General features: G+C 68.0%; 16 protein-coding genes and 1 riboswitch. Of the genes, 11 read left to right on the top strand and 5 right to left on the bottom strand.

The genetic code is table 11. The features are described 5' to 3' along the window. Positions 1-68 precede the first annotated feature (68 nt). The gene (locus AC1DFE_RS05510) at positions 69-1,607 is read left to right on the top strand and encodes an amino acid permease (protein WP_476904895.1); all 1,539 of its coding nucleotides are present in this window, start codon (positions 69-71) and stop codon (positions 1,605-1,607) included. A 33-nt stretch (positions 1,608-1,640) separates the two neighbouring features. Further along, positions 1,641-3,374 (top strand): flavin monoamine oxidase family protein, encoded by a 1,734-nt coding sequence (locus tag AC1DFE_RS05505; RefSeq protein WP_476904894.1) that lies wholly within the window; start codon positions 1,641-1,643, stop codon positions 3,372-3,374. Positions 3,375-3,441: 67 nt separating this feature from the next. Here the strand turns inward: AC1DFE_RS05505 and AC1DFE_RS05500 are convergent, their stop codons facing one another. The 3 genes from AC1DFE_RS05500 to AC1DFE_RS05490 all read right to left on the bottom strand — a co-directional run bounded on the left by AC1DFE_RS05500 (position 3,442) and on the right by AC1DFE_RS05490 (position 5,829). Continuing rightward, the gene (locus AC1DFE_RS05500) at positions 3,442-3,966 is read right to left on the bottom strand and encodes a gamma carbonic anhydrase family protein (RefSeq protein WP_476904893.1); all 525 of its coding nucleotides are present in this window, start codon (positions 3,964-3,966) and stop codon (positions 3,442-3,444) included. Between the two features lie 36 nt (positions 3,967-4,002). After that, entirely contained in the window at positions 4,003-4,323 is a 321-nt protein-coding gene (locus AC1DFE_RS05495) for an SMR family transporter (protein ID WP_476904892.1), read from the bottom strand. 93 nt (positions 4,324-4,416) lie between these two features. Then, positions 4,417-5,829: an aminotransferase-like domain-containing protein gene (locus AC1DFE_RS05490; RefSeq protein ID WP_476904891.1), complete on the bottom strand. Its 1,413-nt coding sequence runs from the start codon at positions 5,827-5,829 to the stop codon at positions 4,417-4,419. 118 nt (positions 5,830-5,947) lie between these two features. Between AC1DFE_RS05490 and AC1DFE_RS05485 the strand changes: the two genes are divergently transcribed. After that, positions 5,948-6,814 (top strand): DMT family transporter, encoded by an 867-nt coding sequence (locus AC1DFE_RS05485; protein ID WP_476904937.1) that lies wholly within the window; start codon positions 5,948-5,950, stop codon positions 6,812-6,814. A gap of 24 nt (positions 6,815-6,838) precedes the next feature. Here AC1DFE_RS05485 and AC1DFE_RS05480 read toward each other — a convergent pair whose 3' ends face one another. After that, positions 6,839-7,198, bottom strand: a complete 360-nt coding sequence (locus AC1DFE_RS05480) for a class I SAM-dependent methyltransferase (protein ID WP_476904890.1) — start codon at positions 7,196-7,198, stop codon at positions 6,839-6,841. A gap of 68 nt (positions 7,199-7,266) precedes the next feature. Further along, positions 7,267-8,127, bottom strand: coding sequence for a formyltetrahydrofolate deformylase (gene purU / locus AC1DFE_RS05475; protein ID WP_476904889.1), 861 nt, complete (start codon positions 8,125-8,127; stop codon positions 7,267-7,269). Positions 8,128-8,169: 42 nt separating this feature from the next. After that, a riboswitch (ZMP/ZTP riboswitch) is annotated at positions 8,170-8,256 on the top strand. A gap of 174 nt (positions 8,257-8,430) precedes the next feature. Here purU and glyA point away from each other — a divergent pair. From glyA to AC1DFE_RS05435, 8 genes are all read left to right on the top strand, one after another. Then, the gene (glyA, locus tag AC1DFE_RS05470) at positions 8,431-9,735 is read left to right on the top strand and encodes a serine hydroxymethyltransferase (RefSeq protein WP_476904888.1); all 1,305 of its coding nucleotides are present in this window, start codon (positions 8,431-8,433) and stop codon (positions 9,733-9,735) included. 3 nt (positions 9,736-9,738) lie between these two features. After that, a complete protein-coding gene (locus tag AC1DFE_RS05465) occupies positions 9,739-10,638 on the top strand; it encodes a bifunctional methylenetetrahydrofolate dehydrogenase/methenyltetrahydrofolate cyclohydrolase (RefSeq protein ID WP_476904887.1) in 900 nt (299 codons plus the stop codon). Positions 10,639-10,852: 214 nt separating this feature from the next. Further along, positions 10,853-12,049: a sensor histidine kinase gene (locus AC1DFE_RS05460; protein WP_476904886.1), complete on the top strand. Its 1,197-nt coding sequence runs from the start codon at positions 10,853-10,855 to the stop codon at positions 12,047-12,049. Beyond that, on the top strand, positions 12,046-12,711 hold the full coding sequence (locus AC1DFE_RS05455) for a response regulator (protein ID WP_476904885.1): 666 nt from the start codon (positions 12,046-12,048) through the stop codon (positions 12,709-12,711). The genes AC1DFE_RS05460 and AC1DFE_RS05455 overlap by 4 nt, the downstream gene beginning before the upstream one ends. A gap of 347 nt (positions 12,712-13,058) precedes the next feature. Next, on the top strand, positions 13,059-13,379 hold the full coding sequence (locus tag AC1DFE_RS05450) for an SHOCT domain-containing protein (protein ID WP_476904884.1): 321 nt from the start codon (positions 13,059-13,061) through the stop codon (positions 13,377-13,379). A gap of 177 nt (positions 13,380-13,556) precedes the next feature. Next, positions 13,557-14,510 (top strand): ABC transporter ATP-binding protein, encoded by a 954-nt coding sequence (locus tag AC1DFE_RS05445; protein ID WP_476904936.1) that lies wholly within the window; start codon positions 13,557-13,559, stop codon positions 14,508-14,510. Between the two features lie 97 nt (positions 14,511-14,607). Beyond that, complete coding sequence (locus tag AC1DFE_RS05440; protein WP_476904935.1) at positions 14,608-15,426, top strand: ABC transporter permease; 819 nt, start codon at positions 14,608-14,610, stop codon at positions 15,424-15,426. Next, complete coding sequence (locus AC1DFE_RS05435) at positions 15,423-16,256, top strand: ABC transporter permease (RefSeq protein ID WP_476904883.1); 834 nt, start codon at positions 15,423-15,425, stop codon at positions 16,254-16,256. The genes AC1DFE_RS05440 and AC1DFE_RS05435 overlap by 4 nt, the downstream gene beginning before the upstream one ends. The last annotated feature ends 17 nt before the right edge of the window (positions 16,257-16,273 follow it).

Here is a 16,273-nt window from a genome sequence, read left to right as displayed (position 1 = left end):
GAGATTCGGCTCACACCCCTAGGCTGGAGACACGGAAAGCCCCGACTACCCACGAACGGACGTCAACGATGACTGTGCCCACCCAAGCAGGACAACGGCCTCCCGTGCAGGCAGGCCGCCCCGGACTGGCGGCCCAACTGCTCCGCCGCAAGCCGATCGGACAGATGGTCCAGGAAGCCGAGACCGGCCACGGCGGAACCGGCCTGGTCCGCAGTTTCGGGGTCCTGCAGCTGACGATGATCAGCGTGGGCGCCACCCTCGGCACCGGCATCCTCGTGATCCTGGGCGAGTCCGTGCCGCTGGCCGGACCGGCCATCTGGATCTCGTTTGCCATCGCCGGCCTGGCGGCACTGCTCTCCGCCGTGTCCTATGCCGAAATGGCCGGACTCGTCCCGGCTGCGGGCTCCAGCTACTCGTACACGTACGCCACCATGGGTGAGGGCATGGCCTGGATCTGCGGCTGGTGCCTCGTGCTCGAATACGCAGTTTCCGTCGCGGCGGTGGCAGTGGGCGCCGGCCAGTACGTCAACGAAACGCTGGCGGTCTTCGGCCAGACCCTGCCGGATGCGGTGTCGCAGCCACCCGGGGACGGCGGCCTGGTCAATGTCCCGGCCATGCTGATCGTGGTGCTGGCCATGGTCCTGCTGGTGCGCGGCGCCAAGGAGAGTGCGTGGATCAACACCGCGATCGTTCTGATCAAGGTGGGCATCCTGATCTTCTTCTGCGCCGTGGCCTTCACCGCCTTCAACGGCGGCCACTTCGAGCCGCTCCTGCCCATGGGCGCCGCAGGCGTTTCGGCTGCCGCCTCCCGGGTGTTCTTCTCCTATATCGGATTCGACGCCGCCTCCACCGCGGGCGAGGAAGCCCGCAACCCCAAGCGCGACCTGCCCCGGGCCATCATGCTGTCCATGCTGATCGTCACCACCATTTACGTGCTGGTTGCCGTAGCCGCCATCGGCGCCCGTCCGTGGGGCTGGTTCGACGGCACCGAGGCCGCACTGGTGAAGATCCTGGAGGAAATCACCGGACAGCCGTGGATCGCGCTGGTGTTCGCCGTCGGTGCCGTCCTCGCGATTGCCAGCATCGTGCTGACCGTCCTCTACGGACAGACCCGCATCCTCCTGTCCATGTCCCGCGACGGGCTGGTTCCCCGCGTCTTTGGCCGCGTCTCGCACCGCACCGGCACACCGGTTGCCGGAACGCTGATCGTGGGAACCGTCGTCGCCCTCACCGCGGGACTGGTCCCGCTCGGGGCGCTCGCGGACGCCACCAGCATCGGCACCCTGTTCGCCTTCGCCCTGGTGAACGTGGCCGTCATCTACCTCCGCCGCACCCGGCCGGAGCTCGCACGGACCTTTCGGGTTCCGCTGTTCCCGCTGACACCGATCCTGGGCGCGCTGATGTGCGCCTACCTGATGGCCAACCTTGGCGCCGAAACATGGGTGACCTTCGGGATCTGGATGCTTGTGGGACTGGCCGCCTACTTTGGCTACGGCAGGCGGCACTCTCGGGTGGCCGCGCTGGGGCAGGAGGAATACCGTGAACTATCCGGCCGTGATTTTTCCCCAGCTCCAGCGCCCGCTGAAGCGGCAATCCTTCACCAGTAAGACAACAGACGAGACCACGGAGACAGAACTTCCATGACAACCGCCACTGAACTGCCGGCATCTGACCCGTCCAGCGCGAGCACCACTGCGCCCGGCCTGCCCGGGGCCGGAGCGCCGGGCCAGGCCCCGGTGACCATGCTGAACCCGGACTTCCCGTTCAGCTACGACCACTACCTGTCCCACCCGGATGGCCTGGGTTCGGTCCCGCCGGAACTGTACGGAACTGAGGTCGCTGTCGTGGGCGCCGGGCTGTCCGGGCTGGTCACGGCGTACGAACTGATGAAGCTCGGGCTGCGTCCGGTGCTCTACGAGGCCGACCAGCTCGGCGGACGACTGCGCACGGCCAGCTTCCCGTCAGCACCGGAGGTGGTGGCAGACCTGGGCGGCATGCGGTTCCCGGTTTCGGGCAAGGCCTTCTACCACTATGTGGACCTGCTGGGGCTCGAGACCCAGGACTTCCCCAACCCGCTGGCCCCGGCAACCTCCAGCACCGTGATCGAGCTGGCGGGGCAGAAGCATTACGCCGCCACCTCTGCCGACCTTCCGCCGTTCTTCCGCGAAGTGGCCGAGGCATGGAAAGCGGCAGTGAACGACGGCGCGCAGTTCACGCAGATGCAGGAGGCCATCCGGGCTCGGGACACGGCCCGGATCAAGGAACTGTGGAACGAGCTTCTTCCGGAGCTCGACGAGGAGACCTTCTACGGCTTCATCGCCGGGAGCCAGTCGTTCCGGAAGGCGGGCTTCGCTCACCGCGAGGCGTTCGGGCAGGTCGGCTTCGGCACCGGCGGCTGGGACACGGACTTCCCCAACTCCATCCTGGAGATCCTGCGCGTCGTGTACACCGACGCCGACGACCAGCACCGGCTCGTCGCCGGGGGAGCGCAAAGGCTCCCCGAGGCACTCTGGCGCCACGCGCCGTCGGGCATGGTGCACTGGCCGGAAGGGACGTCCCTGGCGTCCCTGCACTCCGGTTCCCCGCGCGGCGCCGTCGAGCGGATCAGCCGCGACGCCGACGGCAACCTCCGGATCCGTGAGCGATGGGGGAGGGAATCCTCCTACCCGGCCGTGGTCACCACCTGCCAGTCGTGGCTGCTGTCCACCCGGATCCACACCGAGGAGGCACTGTTCCCGGCTGAGCTGTGGACGGCGATCGAGCGCTCGCACTACATGCAGTCCTCCAAGACGTTCGTGATGGTGGACCGGCCCTTCTGGAAGGACATCGATCCGGAAACCGGCCGGGAGGTGCTGTCCATGACGCTGACGGACCGGCTCAACCGCGCCACCTACCTGCTGGACAACGGCCCGGACAAGCCCGCCGTGATCCTGCTGTCCTACACGTGGAATGACGACGCGCTGAAGTGGCTGGCGCTCGACGCCGACGAACGGGTGGAGCTGATGCTGCACTCGCTCGAGCAGATCTACCCCGGCGTGGACATCGCCAGCCACATCGTGGGCCAGCCCATCACCGTCTCCTGGGAAGCCGACCCCAACTTCATGGGCGCGTTCAAGGCGAACCTGCCCGGCCACTACCGCTACCAGCAGCGGCTCTTCACGCACTTCAAGCAGGACAAACTGCCGGAAGCCCAGCGCGGCATCTTCCTCGCCGGCGACGACGTCTCCTTCACCGCCGGCTGGGCCGAGGGCGCCGTGACTACCGGCCTGAACGCAGTCTGGGGCGTGGTGAACCACCTCGGCGGTTCATCGGCGGCGGGCAACCCCGGCCCCGGCGACCTGCTGGACGAACTGGGCCCGATCAGCCTGGACTGACCCGCGGGCCCGCAACTGGGTGGCACGTCAGGGCGTTCCCAGCGCTGGGAACGCCCTGTGCTGCGACCTACTCGGGGGCGTGGAGTTTGCGGTGCGTCTGGGCCAGCTCGCGGTAGTGCGCCGCGTTGCGCTTTACGCCGTCGAACTCCTCATCCGTGAGTTCGCGGCGCACCTTGGCCGGGACCCCGGCCACCAGCGAGCGGGGCGGGACTACCGTCCCTTCCAGCACGACAGCGCCGGCCGCCACGAGCGAGCCGGCGCCGATCACCGCCCCGTTGAGGATGGTGGCGCTCATGCCGATGAGGCAGTCGTCCTCGACGGTGCAGCCATGGACGACGGCGCTGTGCCCCACACTGACGCGCGCCCCGACACTGCAGGGGAAGCCGGGGTCGGCGTGCAGCACCACGTTGTCCTGCAGGTTGCTGCCGGTCCCCACGGTGATGGCGGCGGTGTCTGCGCGGACCGAAACGCCATAGAACGCGCTGGCGTCCTCGGCGAGCGTGGCGCGGCCGATGATCGACGCCGTCGGCGCTACGAAAACGGAAGGGTGGATGTCCGGCGAGTCACCGGCAAAGGGGTAAATGGGAGCCATGCCCCCAGCCTAGGACACGGTGCACCGGGAATCCCGTCAGTGCGCTCCGCCGACGTTCAGGACGACGACGCCAGCGACCACCAGGGCGATGCCGAGGACCTTCATGAGGTTCAGTTCCTCGCCGAGGAAGACGGCGCCAATGGCCACGATGGCCACCGTGCCGAGCCCTGACCACAGGGCATACGCGACGCCGACCGGCACACTCTTGATCACCTGCGACAGCAGGGCGAAGGCAACCCCGTAGGCCGTCAGGCACCAGACGCTGGGCCAGAGCCGGCTGAATCCTTCTGTCGACTTCAGCAGGCTGGTGCCCAGGACCTCCGCGGCGATCGCCAGTACCAGGTAGACGTAGCCCAAGAGATGTGTCCTTTCTTATTGCTGGAGCCGAGCGGCGTGCTGCCGGCGCTCCGCACCCAAGGTCCCATCCTAGGTGCGCGCAGGACACGGGTCTTACCCGATGGTGCGCGAGAGCTCGCGGCCGAGAATCCGGGTGCCTTCGGGGAAGGCACCCGGGTTGGGGCCCGCGTAGTTGAGCCGGATGAAAGGCCCTGCCGGTTCGGCGGGGAACCACTCCGTTCCGGCCGCGATGATGACGCCGGCGCTTTCGCAGTTCCGGGATAGCTGTTCGACGTCCGTCCCGTCGGGAAGGCGTGCCCAGAGGTTCAGCCCACCCTTTGGGACATTCTCAATGTGGGCCTGCGGTGCGTACTGACTCAGGCTTGTGAGCAGAAGATCGCGGCGGGACTGGAGTTGGTGCCGGAGGCTTTTCAGGTGGGCCTGCCAGGCCGGTTGTGTGACGACGTCGAGTGCCGTGGCCTGGAGCAAGCCGCTGACATACATCGACTCGGCTGCCCGGTCGGCAAGGATTCGTTCGCGCGCAGGGCCGCGGGCGATGACTGCGGCCACGCGGACGGCAGGGGAGACGCTCTTGGTCAGTGAACGCAGATACACAACATGACCGGAATCGTCGCGGGCCGCCAGGGGTTGGGCTGTGGTGGTGATGCCGAAATCGTGTGCCCAGTCGTCCTCGAGCAGGAACGCGCCGTTTTTGCGCACGACGTCCAGAACCTGTTCGCCGCGCCGGCCGTCCCACTGAGCGCCGGTGGGGTTCGCGTAGTTCGGCTGCGCATAGAACATCCGTGCCCTCGTGTCCTCGAAGGCACGGGCAATTTCCTCCGGGTCCGGTCCGGCGGCGCCGCTGGGCACGGGGATGACCCGGACGCCGGCCTGCGCCGCGGCCAGGATGGCACCCCAGTACGTCGGCGACTCCATGAGCAGCGGCTGCCCGTGGCCGACCAACGCCCTGAAGATGGAACTGAGGCCGCTTTGGCTGCCGGGAAGAACGACGACGTCGCTCGGGGTTGGCGGGGTGATACCGGCCGGCGTGGAGCTTCCGAGCTCATGGGCAAACCAGGATTGCAGCTCCGGCAACCCCGCCGCCGGGGGACGGGACAGCGCTGCCTCGGCCCGGGCGGCCCGCGTGAGCGCCGCGCGCACCAGCCGCTCGGGCAGGAGTTCGCGGTCCGGATAGCCGGAATGGAACGCGATGACGTCGTTCGGTGCGGGCCGCATCGCCGCGGAAGCGGGCCAAAGAGGCGCCTGCGGTGACCGCAGGGCCCCGGTCTGCCAGCCATAGTCCGCGGGCCGCGCGGTCCGGACGGCGCGGACGAATGTCCCCACGCCCGGCCGGCTCTCGATGACACCTTCCCGCGTGAGCTCCTGCAGGGCCTTTTGAACGGTAACGGGGCTGGCCTGGTACTCCGCGACGAGCGATCGGGTCGACGGCAGCCGCGACCCCGGCGCCGCCCCGGCGACCCATTCTCTCAGTCGCGACGCGATCCGCGAACTGCTACCGTTGTTCATGAGAGACAATAGTAGCGCTACTGTTCCTGTTCGCCTAGTGATATCGGCGGCCAACGGCCCGTCACCCGCTGGTGCTTCACCCAACGGCCCGTCACGTACGGGATCCCCACGCGCCGGAATCTGGTGGGGCCTCCTGGGAGTGCTGGCGTTCTCGTTCACCGTTCCGCTTACCCGCCTGGCGGTGGAAGGGCTGTCGCCGCTGTTCATGGGATCTGCCCGGGCGATAGTCGCTGCCGTCCTGGCTGGCGCGGCCCTGGCGCTGACGCGGCAGCGCCTGCCGCGCCGCGTGCAGTGGCTTCGGCTGGCGGTGGTCGCCGGAGGGGTCGTCGTCGGGTTCCCCATGCTGACGTCCTTCGCCCTCACTGCCGCGCCGGCCAGCCACGGAGCGGTGGTGATCGCCCTGCTCCCGGCTGCAACTGCAACGATGGCGGTTCTCCGCGGCCGCGAGCGGCCGAAAGCGGCATTCTGGGTCGCGACCGGAGCGGGCGCCTTGGCCGCGGTGGCCTTCGCCCTTGCGCAGCCCGGCGGCTTCGGCCAACTGGGCTGGGCGGACCTGCTGTTCTTCGGCGCCGTGCTGGCCGCTGCCGTGGGGTACGCCGAGGGAGGGCTGCTGGCCCGCGAGCTTGGCGCGTGGCAAGCCATATCGTGGGCTCTCGTCCTCGCCTCGCCACTGATGGTGGTTTTTGTGGGAATCTCCGTGTCCCAGCAGCCGCCTTCAGGTACAGCGGTGCAGTGGGCTGCCTTCGCTTACCTCGGCGTCGTCAGCATGTTCTTGGGCTTCTTTGCCTGGTACCGCGGCCTTGCCATCGGGCCGATGGCCCAGGTGAGCCAGGTCCAGCTCGCCCAGCCGGTGATAAGCATCTGTTGGGCTGCGTTACTGCTCGGCGAGCAGCTGACATGGGCCACCGTCGTCGGGGGACTTGCCGTCATACTATGCGCCGGCGGCGCGGTCCGCGTGAGGCTCGAACGGCGGCCAGCCTCCTAGCGCAGCGGTCGGGTCCGCCGGTGATTAGGGGAGGACGACGGCGATCGGCGCACCCGGTTCTGCCACGCGCTCAAGCTCCCGTACGACGTCGTCCGCCTGGTCGTCCGTGAGCCCCTCCAGCGACTGGACTGCCCAGACCGCGGGGAAGGTATTCGCGGCGAAGGGCAGGCGCGCGGGCTCCGCCACGGATACGCTCAGGCGCCGGGCCATGGCGTACCGGACGTTGCCGTCGAACGGATCGACGCCCGTGTAGTGGATTCCGGCCTGGACGAACCGGAGGCCGTCATCGCCCGGGCCGCAGCATACGTCCAGCACGGCGTGCCTGCCCTGGGCCTTGAGCAGGGCGATAAAGGGTTCCAGCGCGGTTTCTGTCAGCAGAGTCATCGTGTTAACCAGTCTTGGTTAAAAGCCGCCGTGTGTGAACCGTGCGGCGGGGGTTCTGCCGAAGACGGTCAGTTAAAAACCACCGTCCGGTTGCCGTCCAGGAGCACACGGTGTTCGGCGTGCCACTGCACGGCCTGGGCGAGGGTGCGGCCCTCCACGTCCCGGCCCATCTGGACGAACTGCTCCGGCGTGCGCGCATGGTCCACCCGGATGACTTCCTGCTCAATGATCGGGCCCTCATCCAGTGCGGCGGTGACGTAGTGCGCGGTGGCACCGATCAGCTTCACTCCCCGGGCATGGGCCTGGTGGTAGGGCTTGGCGCCCTTGAAGGACGGCAGGAAGGAGTGGTGAATGTTAATGGCTTTGCCGGTCAGCTCGGTGCACAGGTCGTCGGAGATGATCTGCATGTAACGGGCAAGGACGGTCAGTTCGACGCCTTCTTCGGCGATGATCTTGCGCAGCTGGTCCTCGGCCTGGTCCTTCGTGTCGGCCGTCACCGGGATGTAGTGGAACGGGATGCCGTAGAACTCGGCCAGCTCGGCCAGGTCGCGGTGGTTGGAGACGATCGCGGGAACCTCGATGGGCAGGGTGCCGGAGCGCTGCAGGAACAGGAGGTCGTTCAGGCAGTGGGCCGACTTGCTGGCCATGAGCAGCGTGCGGACCTTCCGCCCCACCGGGTTCAGGTTCCACTGCATGCCGAAGGCCTCGGCCACAGGCTCCAGGGCTGCGACCACCTCGTTCTGGGAAGCGGTGGTGGTGGCTTCCACACGCATGAAGAAGGTACCGGTGGACTCGCTGCCGTACTGCTGGGAGTCCGTAATATTGCAGCCCGCCACGAGCAGGGCGCCGGCGACGGCGTGGACAATTCCGGGACGGTCAGGGCAGGACAGGGTTACTACGTACGATTTGGCGAGCTGGTCTTCATTCACGAAGAACAGCCTACCCGCGCGTCGGCCCCGCTTTTGGTAGTGTGGTGGCGTCGCAACTGGCGTTTGGGTGGCTAACCACCAGGGAGCGGCGCTCACGAAGACCACGGATCGTACGCCTGGGCCGAGGGTCATGTTTTGCCGGTAACGCTGCTCTTCTCGAAGTGCAGCGACGCCACAGCGCTGCTGCGCCCTTGATTGACCTGCGCCCGGAACCTTTTCCGGATGGTGGTCATCGAGGGGCGACGCAACGTGCCAGCCGGTAGCCTGACCTTAGCAGTGCCCATCCCTAGCCAGGAGTTCTTCGTGACCACTTCACCGACTTCCGTCAGCACCTCCTTCGTCAGCAACCAGCCGCTGGCTGAACTCGATCCCGAGATCGCCGCAGTACTGGACCAGGAACTCGGCCGCCAGCGCGGCACCCTGGAAATGATCGCCTCGGAAAACTTCGCCCCGCGCGCCGTCATGGAAGCCCAGGGCTCCGTTCTGACCAACAAGTACGCCGAGGGCTACCCGGGCCGCCGCTACTACGGCGGCTGCGAATACGTCGACGTCGCCGAGCAGCTGGCGATCGACCGGGTCAAGGACCTGTTCGGCGCAGAATACGCCAACGTCCAGCCGCACTCCGGCGCGCAGGCCAACGCCGCAGCGCTCCACGCCATGATCACCCCCGGCGACAAGATCCTGGGCCTCTCCCTGTCCCACGGCGGCCACCTCACCCACGGCATGAAGCTGAACTTCTCCGGCAAGCTCTATAACGTCGCCGCCTACCAGGTCGAGGAAGACAACTTCCGGATCGACATGGACAAGCTGCGCGAGCAGGCCATCGCCGAAAAGCCGCAGGTGATAATCGCCGGCTGGTCCGCCTACCCGCGCCACCTCGACTTCGCCGCGTTCCGCTCCATCGCCGATGAAGTTGGCGCCCTGCTCTGGACGGACATGGCGCACTTCGCCGGCCTCGTCGCAGCAGGCCTGCACCCGAGCCCGGTCCCGCACTCCGACGTCGTCACTTCCACCGTGCACAAGACGCTGTCCGGCCCGCGTTCCGGTGTGATCCTGGCCAAGCAGGAGTGGGCCAAGAAGCTCAACTCCGCCGTCTTCCCGGGCCAGCAGGGCGGACCCCTGATGCACGTCATCGCCGCCAAGGCCGTGGCCTTCAAGATCGCCGGCACCGCCGAATTCAAGGAGCGCCAGGAGCGCGTCCTGGAAGGCGCCAAGATCATCGCCGACCGCCTCAACCAGTCCGATGTTGCCGAGGCCGGCGTCTCCGTCCTCACCGGCGGCACCGACGTTCACCTGGTGCTGGTTGACCTGCGCAACTCGCAGCTGGACGGCCAGCAGGCAGAGGACCTCCTGCACTCAGTGGGCATCACCGTCAACCGCAACGCCGTGCCCTTCGACCCGCGGCCGCCGATGGTCACCTCCGGCCTGCGTATCGGCACCCCGGCCCTGGCCACCCGCGGCTTCGGCGCCACCGAATTCACCGAGGTCGCCGAAATCATCGCCACCGCGCTGAAGGCCGGCTCCGCCACCGACGTAGAGGCCCTGCAGGCCCGTGTTGACAAGCTCGCAGCCGACTTCCCGCTGTACCCGCAGCACGAGCAGTGGTAATCCATGACTGAAACCGCAAAAACCGCGCAGATCCTTGACGGCAAGGCTACCGCCGCTGCCATCAAGGCCGAGCTGACCGAACGGGTGGCCGCACTCAAGGCCAAGGGCGTCACTCCTGGACTGGGCACCATTCTGGTGGGGTCTGACCCCGGCAGCACCTGGTACGTGAGCGGCAAGCACAAGGACTGCGCCGAGGTGGGCATCAACTCCATCCGCCGCGACCTGCCCGAGGAAACCACGCAGGACGAGCTCCTGGCCGTGGTCCGCGAGCTAAACGACAACCCGGAGTGCACGGGCTACATCGTCCAGCTGCCGCTGCCCAAGCACATCGACCAGGACGTCATCCTGGAGGCCATGGATCCGGAGAAGGACGCCGACGGCCTGCACCCGATGAACCTGGGCCGGCTCGTGGCCAACATCAGCGGTCCCATGAAATCCCCGCTGCCCTGCACCCCCAAGGGCTGCGTGGAACTGCTCAGCCGGCACGGCATCGACCTGAAGGGCAAGCGCGTCCTCGTGGTTGGGCGCGGCGTGACCATCGGCCGACCGGTGGGCCTGCTGCTGACCCGCAAGGACGTCAACGCCACGGTGGTGCTGGCTCACACCGGCACCACCGACCTGTCCGCCGAACTCCGGCAGGCCGACGTCGTGATCGCCGCGGCCGGTGTGCCGCACCTGGTCAGGGCGGAGGACCTGAAGCCTGGTGCCATTGTGCTCGACGTCGGCGTGAGCCGTGTTGACGACGGCACCGGCAAGGCGGTGGTCACCGGGGATGTGCACCCCGACGCCGCCGACGTCGCCGCCTGGCTCTCCCCGAACCCGGGCGGCGTGGGTCCGATGACCCGCGCCATGCTCCTGGCCAACGTGGTGGAAACAGCGGAACGCCACGCGGGCATAGCGTAATCCTCACCGCACCCTGACCTCGCAAGTCCGATCCGGCTCCCTGCCCTCGCAAGCTCGGGCCGGGGCCCTCGCCGGAGCGGCTCCACGGCCAGGGAACCTTGCGGGCGTGGGCCCAGCTCACCAGTGCCACGTAGGGCGCCTACTCCTCCGGGAGTAGGCGCCCTACGCCGTTAAGCCGACGACGGGCGGGGCCTTCCCGGCTAGGCTCGGACCTATGCAGCGCCGTTTCCGGGGACCGCCCACAGCAGCCATCGTGGTTGCCGTGGCCGTCTTCGAGGTGGTGGGCACGGTGTTCGCCTCCGCCCGGCAGCCGGACCACCGGCCGCTGAATGCCCTAGCGTTCGTCCTCCTGTTGGCGGGGCCGGCGGCCCTGTCGCTGCGCCGGCGCGCCCCGCTCGTGATGCTTCCTGCCGCGGCGGCGTCCGTCGCGGCGTATCTGGCGCTCGGTTACGCGTGGGGCCCGGTGTTCCTTTCGTTGGCACTGGCGATCGTGTTCTCGGCCGCGGCCGGCAAGCGCTGGCAGACGTGGGCCGTGGCCGGGGCATGTGCAGCGGTCCTGGTGGCCGCGGCGGCGCGCAGCGGCGACGAGTTCGGCCTGATCCGGGCATTCGCCGGCACGTCGTGGCTGGCCATTCTCGTGCTGATGGGGGAGTGGGTGCGGCTGCGGCGCGAACGGGTGGCGGAACGGCGCCGCCAGCACGAGGCCCGCGAACAGGCGGCCCGGGACGAATACCGGCTGACACTTGCCCGCGACATCCACGACGTCGTCGCCCATTCCCTGTCGCTCATCAACGTCCGTGCCTCGGTGGCGCTGCACCTGGGGGAGAAGGACCCGGCCCAGTTCCGCCCGGCGCTGGAGGCCATCAAAACGGCGAGCAAGGATTCGCTGGCCGAGATCCGCCAGCTGCTGGGCGTGCTCCGCGAGGACGCCCCGCTGACCCCCGCGCCGCCACCGCGGCTGGACCGCCTTCCGGGGCTCGCCGACGACGCCCGCCGCGCCGGGCTCGAGGTCAGCCTGACCCAGCCCGAGGCGGCCGTTGTGCTGCAGCTTCCGGACGCCGTCCAGGAAGCTGCGTACCGGATCGTCCAGGAGGCACTGACCAACGTGGTGCGGCATTCCGGGGCCCGGAAGGCCGCCGTCGTTCTGGCCCTGGAGGGTACGACGCCGGTGGGGAACCCCGGAAGGCAGCTCACCGTGACCGTTGACGACGACGGCGCCGGGGCCGCCGGGGAGCCCGAAGGCAACGGGGTGACGGGGATGCGGGAGAGGGCGGCCGCCGTCGGCGGTTCGCTGCACTTCGCGCCGTTGAACCTGGCGCCGCTGCAGCCGGGCTGGCGGGTCCGGGCCGTGATACCGGTGGCGGGGCCCCCGGCCGGACCCCTGCCGGGGCCGGAACGGGAGGCGCGGTGATCCGCATCCTGCTGGCCGATGACCAGAACCTCATCCGTGCCGGCTTCCGTGCCCTCCTGAACGCCGAGCCGGACATGGAGGTGGTGGCCGAGTGCGGGACCGGCCGCGATGCCGTCCGCCTCGCCGCCCGGGAGCGTCCCGACGTGGTGCTGATGGACATCCGCATGCCCGAGACCGACGGGCTGGAAGCCACCCGGAAGATCATGGCAGACCAGGGCATGGCCGGCACCCGCATCATCATCCTCACCACGTTCGAACTGGACGAATACATCGCGGAGGCGGTGCGCGCCGGCGCGGCAGGGTTCCTGGTGAAGGACACCGAGCCCGAGGAGCTGCTCCGGGCCGTCCGGGTGGTCCACGACGGCGATGCCCTGCTGTCGCCGTCGGTCACGCGGCGGATCATGGCCCAGCTGGCCCTGCAGTCCCGGGCTGCGGCGGCTCCCGTGTCGCTGGAGAACATCACCGAGCGCGAGCGTGAAGTCCTGCGGCTCGTGGGCGAGGGCCTGAACAACGCCGAGATCGCGGAGCGGCTGGTCATCACGCCGCTCACGGCCAAGACGCACGTCTCGCGCATCATGACCAAGCTGCTGGTCCGGGACCGGGCACAGCTGGTGGTGCTGGCGTACGAATCGGGGCTGGTGCGGCCCGGCTGGGCCGGCTGAGGCAGCAGCGGCCGGACTCCCGCCGTCGGACAACCACCCGCCGCGCTCCGGCACCGACGCTCTCTCACTCCCTGCACCAAATCGACCGACGCTCTCTCACTACCTGCAGGTTTCCCGCAACGCTCTCTCATTCGGCCAAAGGTGTGCCGCGGGAGCTGAGAGAGGGTCCGCTTAAAAGCTGCAGGAGGTGAGAGAGGGTCCCGGGCAAGGCAGTAGCGGCCGGACTCCCGGCGGAGTACGCGGGGCGCCCAAAGTGACTCCCGCCGTCGGACGACCCGCCGCCGTCGGACGGCCAGACTCGAAGCAGAGCCGAAAGACGGCCCTTACCGAGATTTTGGGAGCATGACATGACTTCATCCCTAGCCACCACTTTCGTGGTCCAGCCCGCGCAGCTGTTGGCCGATCCCGTCGCCCACGGCCCGTGGGGCACAGGATTCTCACCGTGGTTCCTGCTGTTCCCGCTGTTCTGGATCCTGGTGATCGGACTGTTTATCTTTTTCGCCCGGCGCACCTGGCGCAGGAATCACGAGTGGGCCACCTCCCGCGGCGGCGAAAGCGTCCTGCGCGAGCGATACGCACGCGGCGAAATCGACGAGACCGAATACCGCCAGCGGCTGGAGGTCCTGCGCGGGGACTCCCGTGGGGACTCCCGGGGGAACCGCAGGTAACGCGAACAGCAACGCGGGGTCAGATACCGCCCACTGGAGCCCCGGAATTGGGCGATATCTGACCCCGCGTTGCTGTTCCGCGTTTTTTGAGATTTAGCTATTCCTTTGGCCAACGCCGCGTACTAGCGTAATGGGGTGCCCGAACTCCATTCCGCTGAAGGAACGTCCAAGAAGCCTGTGCCCGCAAACGAGCCAGGGCCCGCGGCGCCGCGGTATGTGATCACCGCCGAGAACCTGACCAAGACCTACGGCGACGTCACCGCCGTCGACGGCATTTCCTTCAGCGTTCCCGCGGGGGAGTCCTTCGGGCTGCTTGGCCCCAACGGCGCCGGGAAGTCCACCACCATGAAAATGATCGGCGGAGTGTCCCAGCGGACGTCCGGGAAACTGACCATCATGGGGCTGGATCCGGAGCAGAATGGTCCCGAGGTCCGCGCACACCTGGGCGTGGTGCCGCAGCAGGACAACCTGGACGAGGAACTCAAGGTCCGGGACAACCTGCTGGTCTACGGCCGCTACTTCGGCCTGCCCATGAGCTACCTGAGGCCGAAGGCGGACGAGCTGCTCGAATTCGCGCAGCTGACTGACAAGGCCAAGTCCAAGGTGGACGCCCTGTCCGGCGGCATGAAGCGGCGCCTCACCATCGCGCGGTCGCTCATCAACGAGCCCCGCATCCTGCTGCTCGACGAGCCCACCACCGGCCTGGACCCGCAGGCGCGGCACATCCTGTGGGACCGGCTGTTCCGGCTGAAGGAGCAGGGCGTCACGCTGATCCTCACCACCCACTACATGGACGAGGCCGAGCAGCTCTGCGACCGGCTGATCGTGGTGGACAAGGGCCGGATCATGGCGGAGGGCTCGCCGGCATCGCTCATCCGCGACTACTCGACCCGCGAGGTGCTGGAGCTGAGGTTCGGTTCGGAACGCAACGCCAGCATCGGCGCGGAGCTCGAGGGCATCGGCGAACGCGTGGAAACGCTCCCGGACCGGGTACTGATCTACACCCACGACGGCGAGGCGGCGCTGGAAGAAGTCTCCGCGCGCGGGCTGCGGCCGCTGACCTCGCTGGTGCGCAGGTCCTCGCTGGAGGACGTGTTCCTCCGGCTCACGGGCAGGAGCCTCGTTGACTGAGCCGTCGCCTGCGGTGCCCGCCGCCGGGCGCTCCACAGGCGCTGCCGCCAGGTCCGCCACCGCCAATCCACAGGAAAGCCCGACGGCGGGACACACCTTGCGCGCCCATCCGCCTGAGGTGTCGGCCGCCAAAGCGCGGCGCTGGGGCGCCTTCTACTACGCCGAGCAGGTCCTGCGCGTCATGAAGGGGTACGGCTGGTCGATCTTCCTGTACAGCGTGGGCCAGCCGGCGGCGTACCTGTTCGCGATGGGCGTGGGCCTTGCCACGCTGGTGGACACCAATACTGCCTCCGCGTTTGGCGGGGTCAGCTACATCGCCTTCATCGCGCCGGCCCTGCTCGTATCCGCGGCGGTCATGACCGCCGCCAACGAATTCACGTTCCCGGTGATGGACGGCTTCAAATGGCGCCGCGTCTACTACGGGCCGCACGCCTCCCCGCTGACTCCGGAGCAGATTGCGGCCGGGCAGATCATCGCGGTCACGCTGCGGTTTCTGCTGCAGTCCGTCATCTACTTCGTCATCGTGGCCCTGTTCGGCGCATCACCGAGCGGCTGGGGCTGGGGATCGGTGCTGGTGGCAACACTTGCCGGACTCTCGTTCGGCCTGCCGCTCATGGCCTACGCGGCTTCCATCAAGGAGGACAAGGGCCAGTTCGCCATGGTGATGCGGTTCATCGTCATGCCGCTCTTCCTGTTCTCCGGCACGTTCTTCCCGCTGGACACGCTGCCGGTGCTGGTCCGCTGGATCGGCTGGATCTCGCCCATCTGGCACGGCACGGAACTCGGGCGGGTGATGACCTTCGGCTACGAGGAATCCCCGGTGCTGACCATCATCCACGTCGCGTTCCTGGTGGCCCTGGCCTGGTTCGGGTGGGCCCTCACCAAGCGCCAATTCATCAGGAGGATGGGACAGTGACAGTCCTCACCCAGGGCCACGCCGTCACGGCCGAGGCCCGGAGCCGGCGCTTCGGCCCGCTGTACTCCCGCAATGCCCGCGCGGTGATCGGGCGCGGGCTGATGGCCACCAAGAGCAGCAACTGGCTGGTCATGCTGTCCGGGTTCTTCGAACCGGTGCTGTTCCTGATTTCCATGGGTGTCGGGATGGGGGCCGTGGTGGGCGCCGTCACCGGTCCGGGTGGCCAGGAGATCAGCTACGCGGCGTACATCGCACCGGCGCTACTGGCGGTTTCGGCCATGAACGGGGCGGTTTACGACTCCACCTGGAACGTCTTCTTCAAGATGAACTTCGCCAAGCTCTACCAGGGGATGCTGTACACCTCGCTCGGCCCATTGGACGTGGCCATCGGGGAGATCTTCCTGGCCCTGCTGCGTGGCCTGCTGTACGCCACCGGCTTCACTGCGGTCATGGGGCTGATGGGCCTGATCAGCACCCCGTGGGCACTGCTGATGATTCCGGCCTCGGTGCTGATCGCGTTCGGGTTCGCGAGCTTCGGCATGGGCATCACCAGCTTCATGAAGACCTTCCAGCAGATGGACTGGGTGAACTTCATCATGCTGCCGATGTTCCTGTTCAGCGCCACGTTCTATCCGCTGAGCGTCTACCCCGAGTACATCCAGTGGCTCATCCAGGCCATGCCGCTATGGCACGGGGTGGAGCTGCTGCGGCAGATCAGTGCCGGCTCCTTCACCCTAGCCACGGCCATCCATGTGGGCTACTACCTGGTGATGATCGTGCTGGGCCTCATGCTCACCACCGGCAGGCTGCGGAGCCTGTTCCTGAAGTAGACGGGTGTTCGCCGCCG

Source organism: Arthrobacter sp. 05T423, from assembly GCF_056396245.1.
Note: the sequence above shows the minus strand (reverse complement) of the source record. Positions and strands in the feature narration are given on the sequence as shown.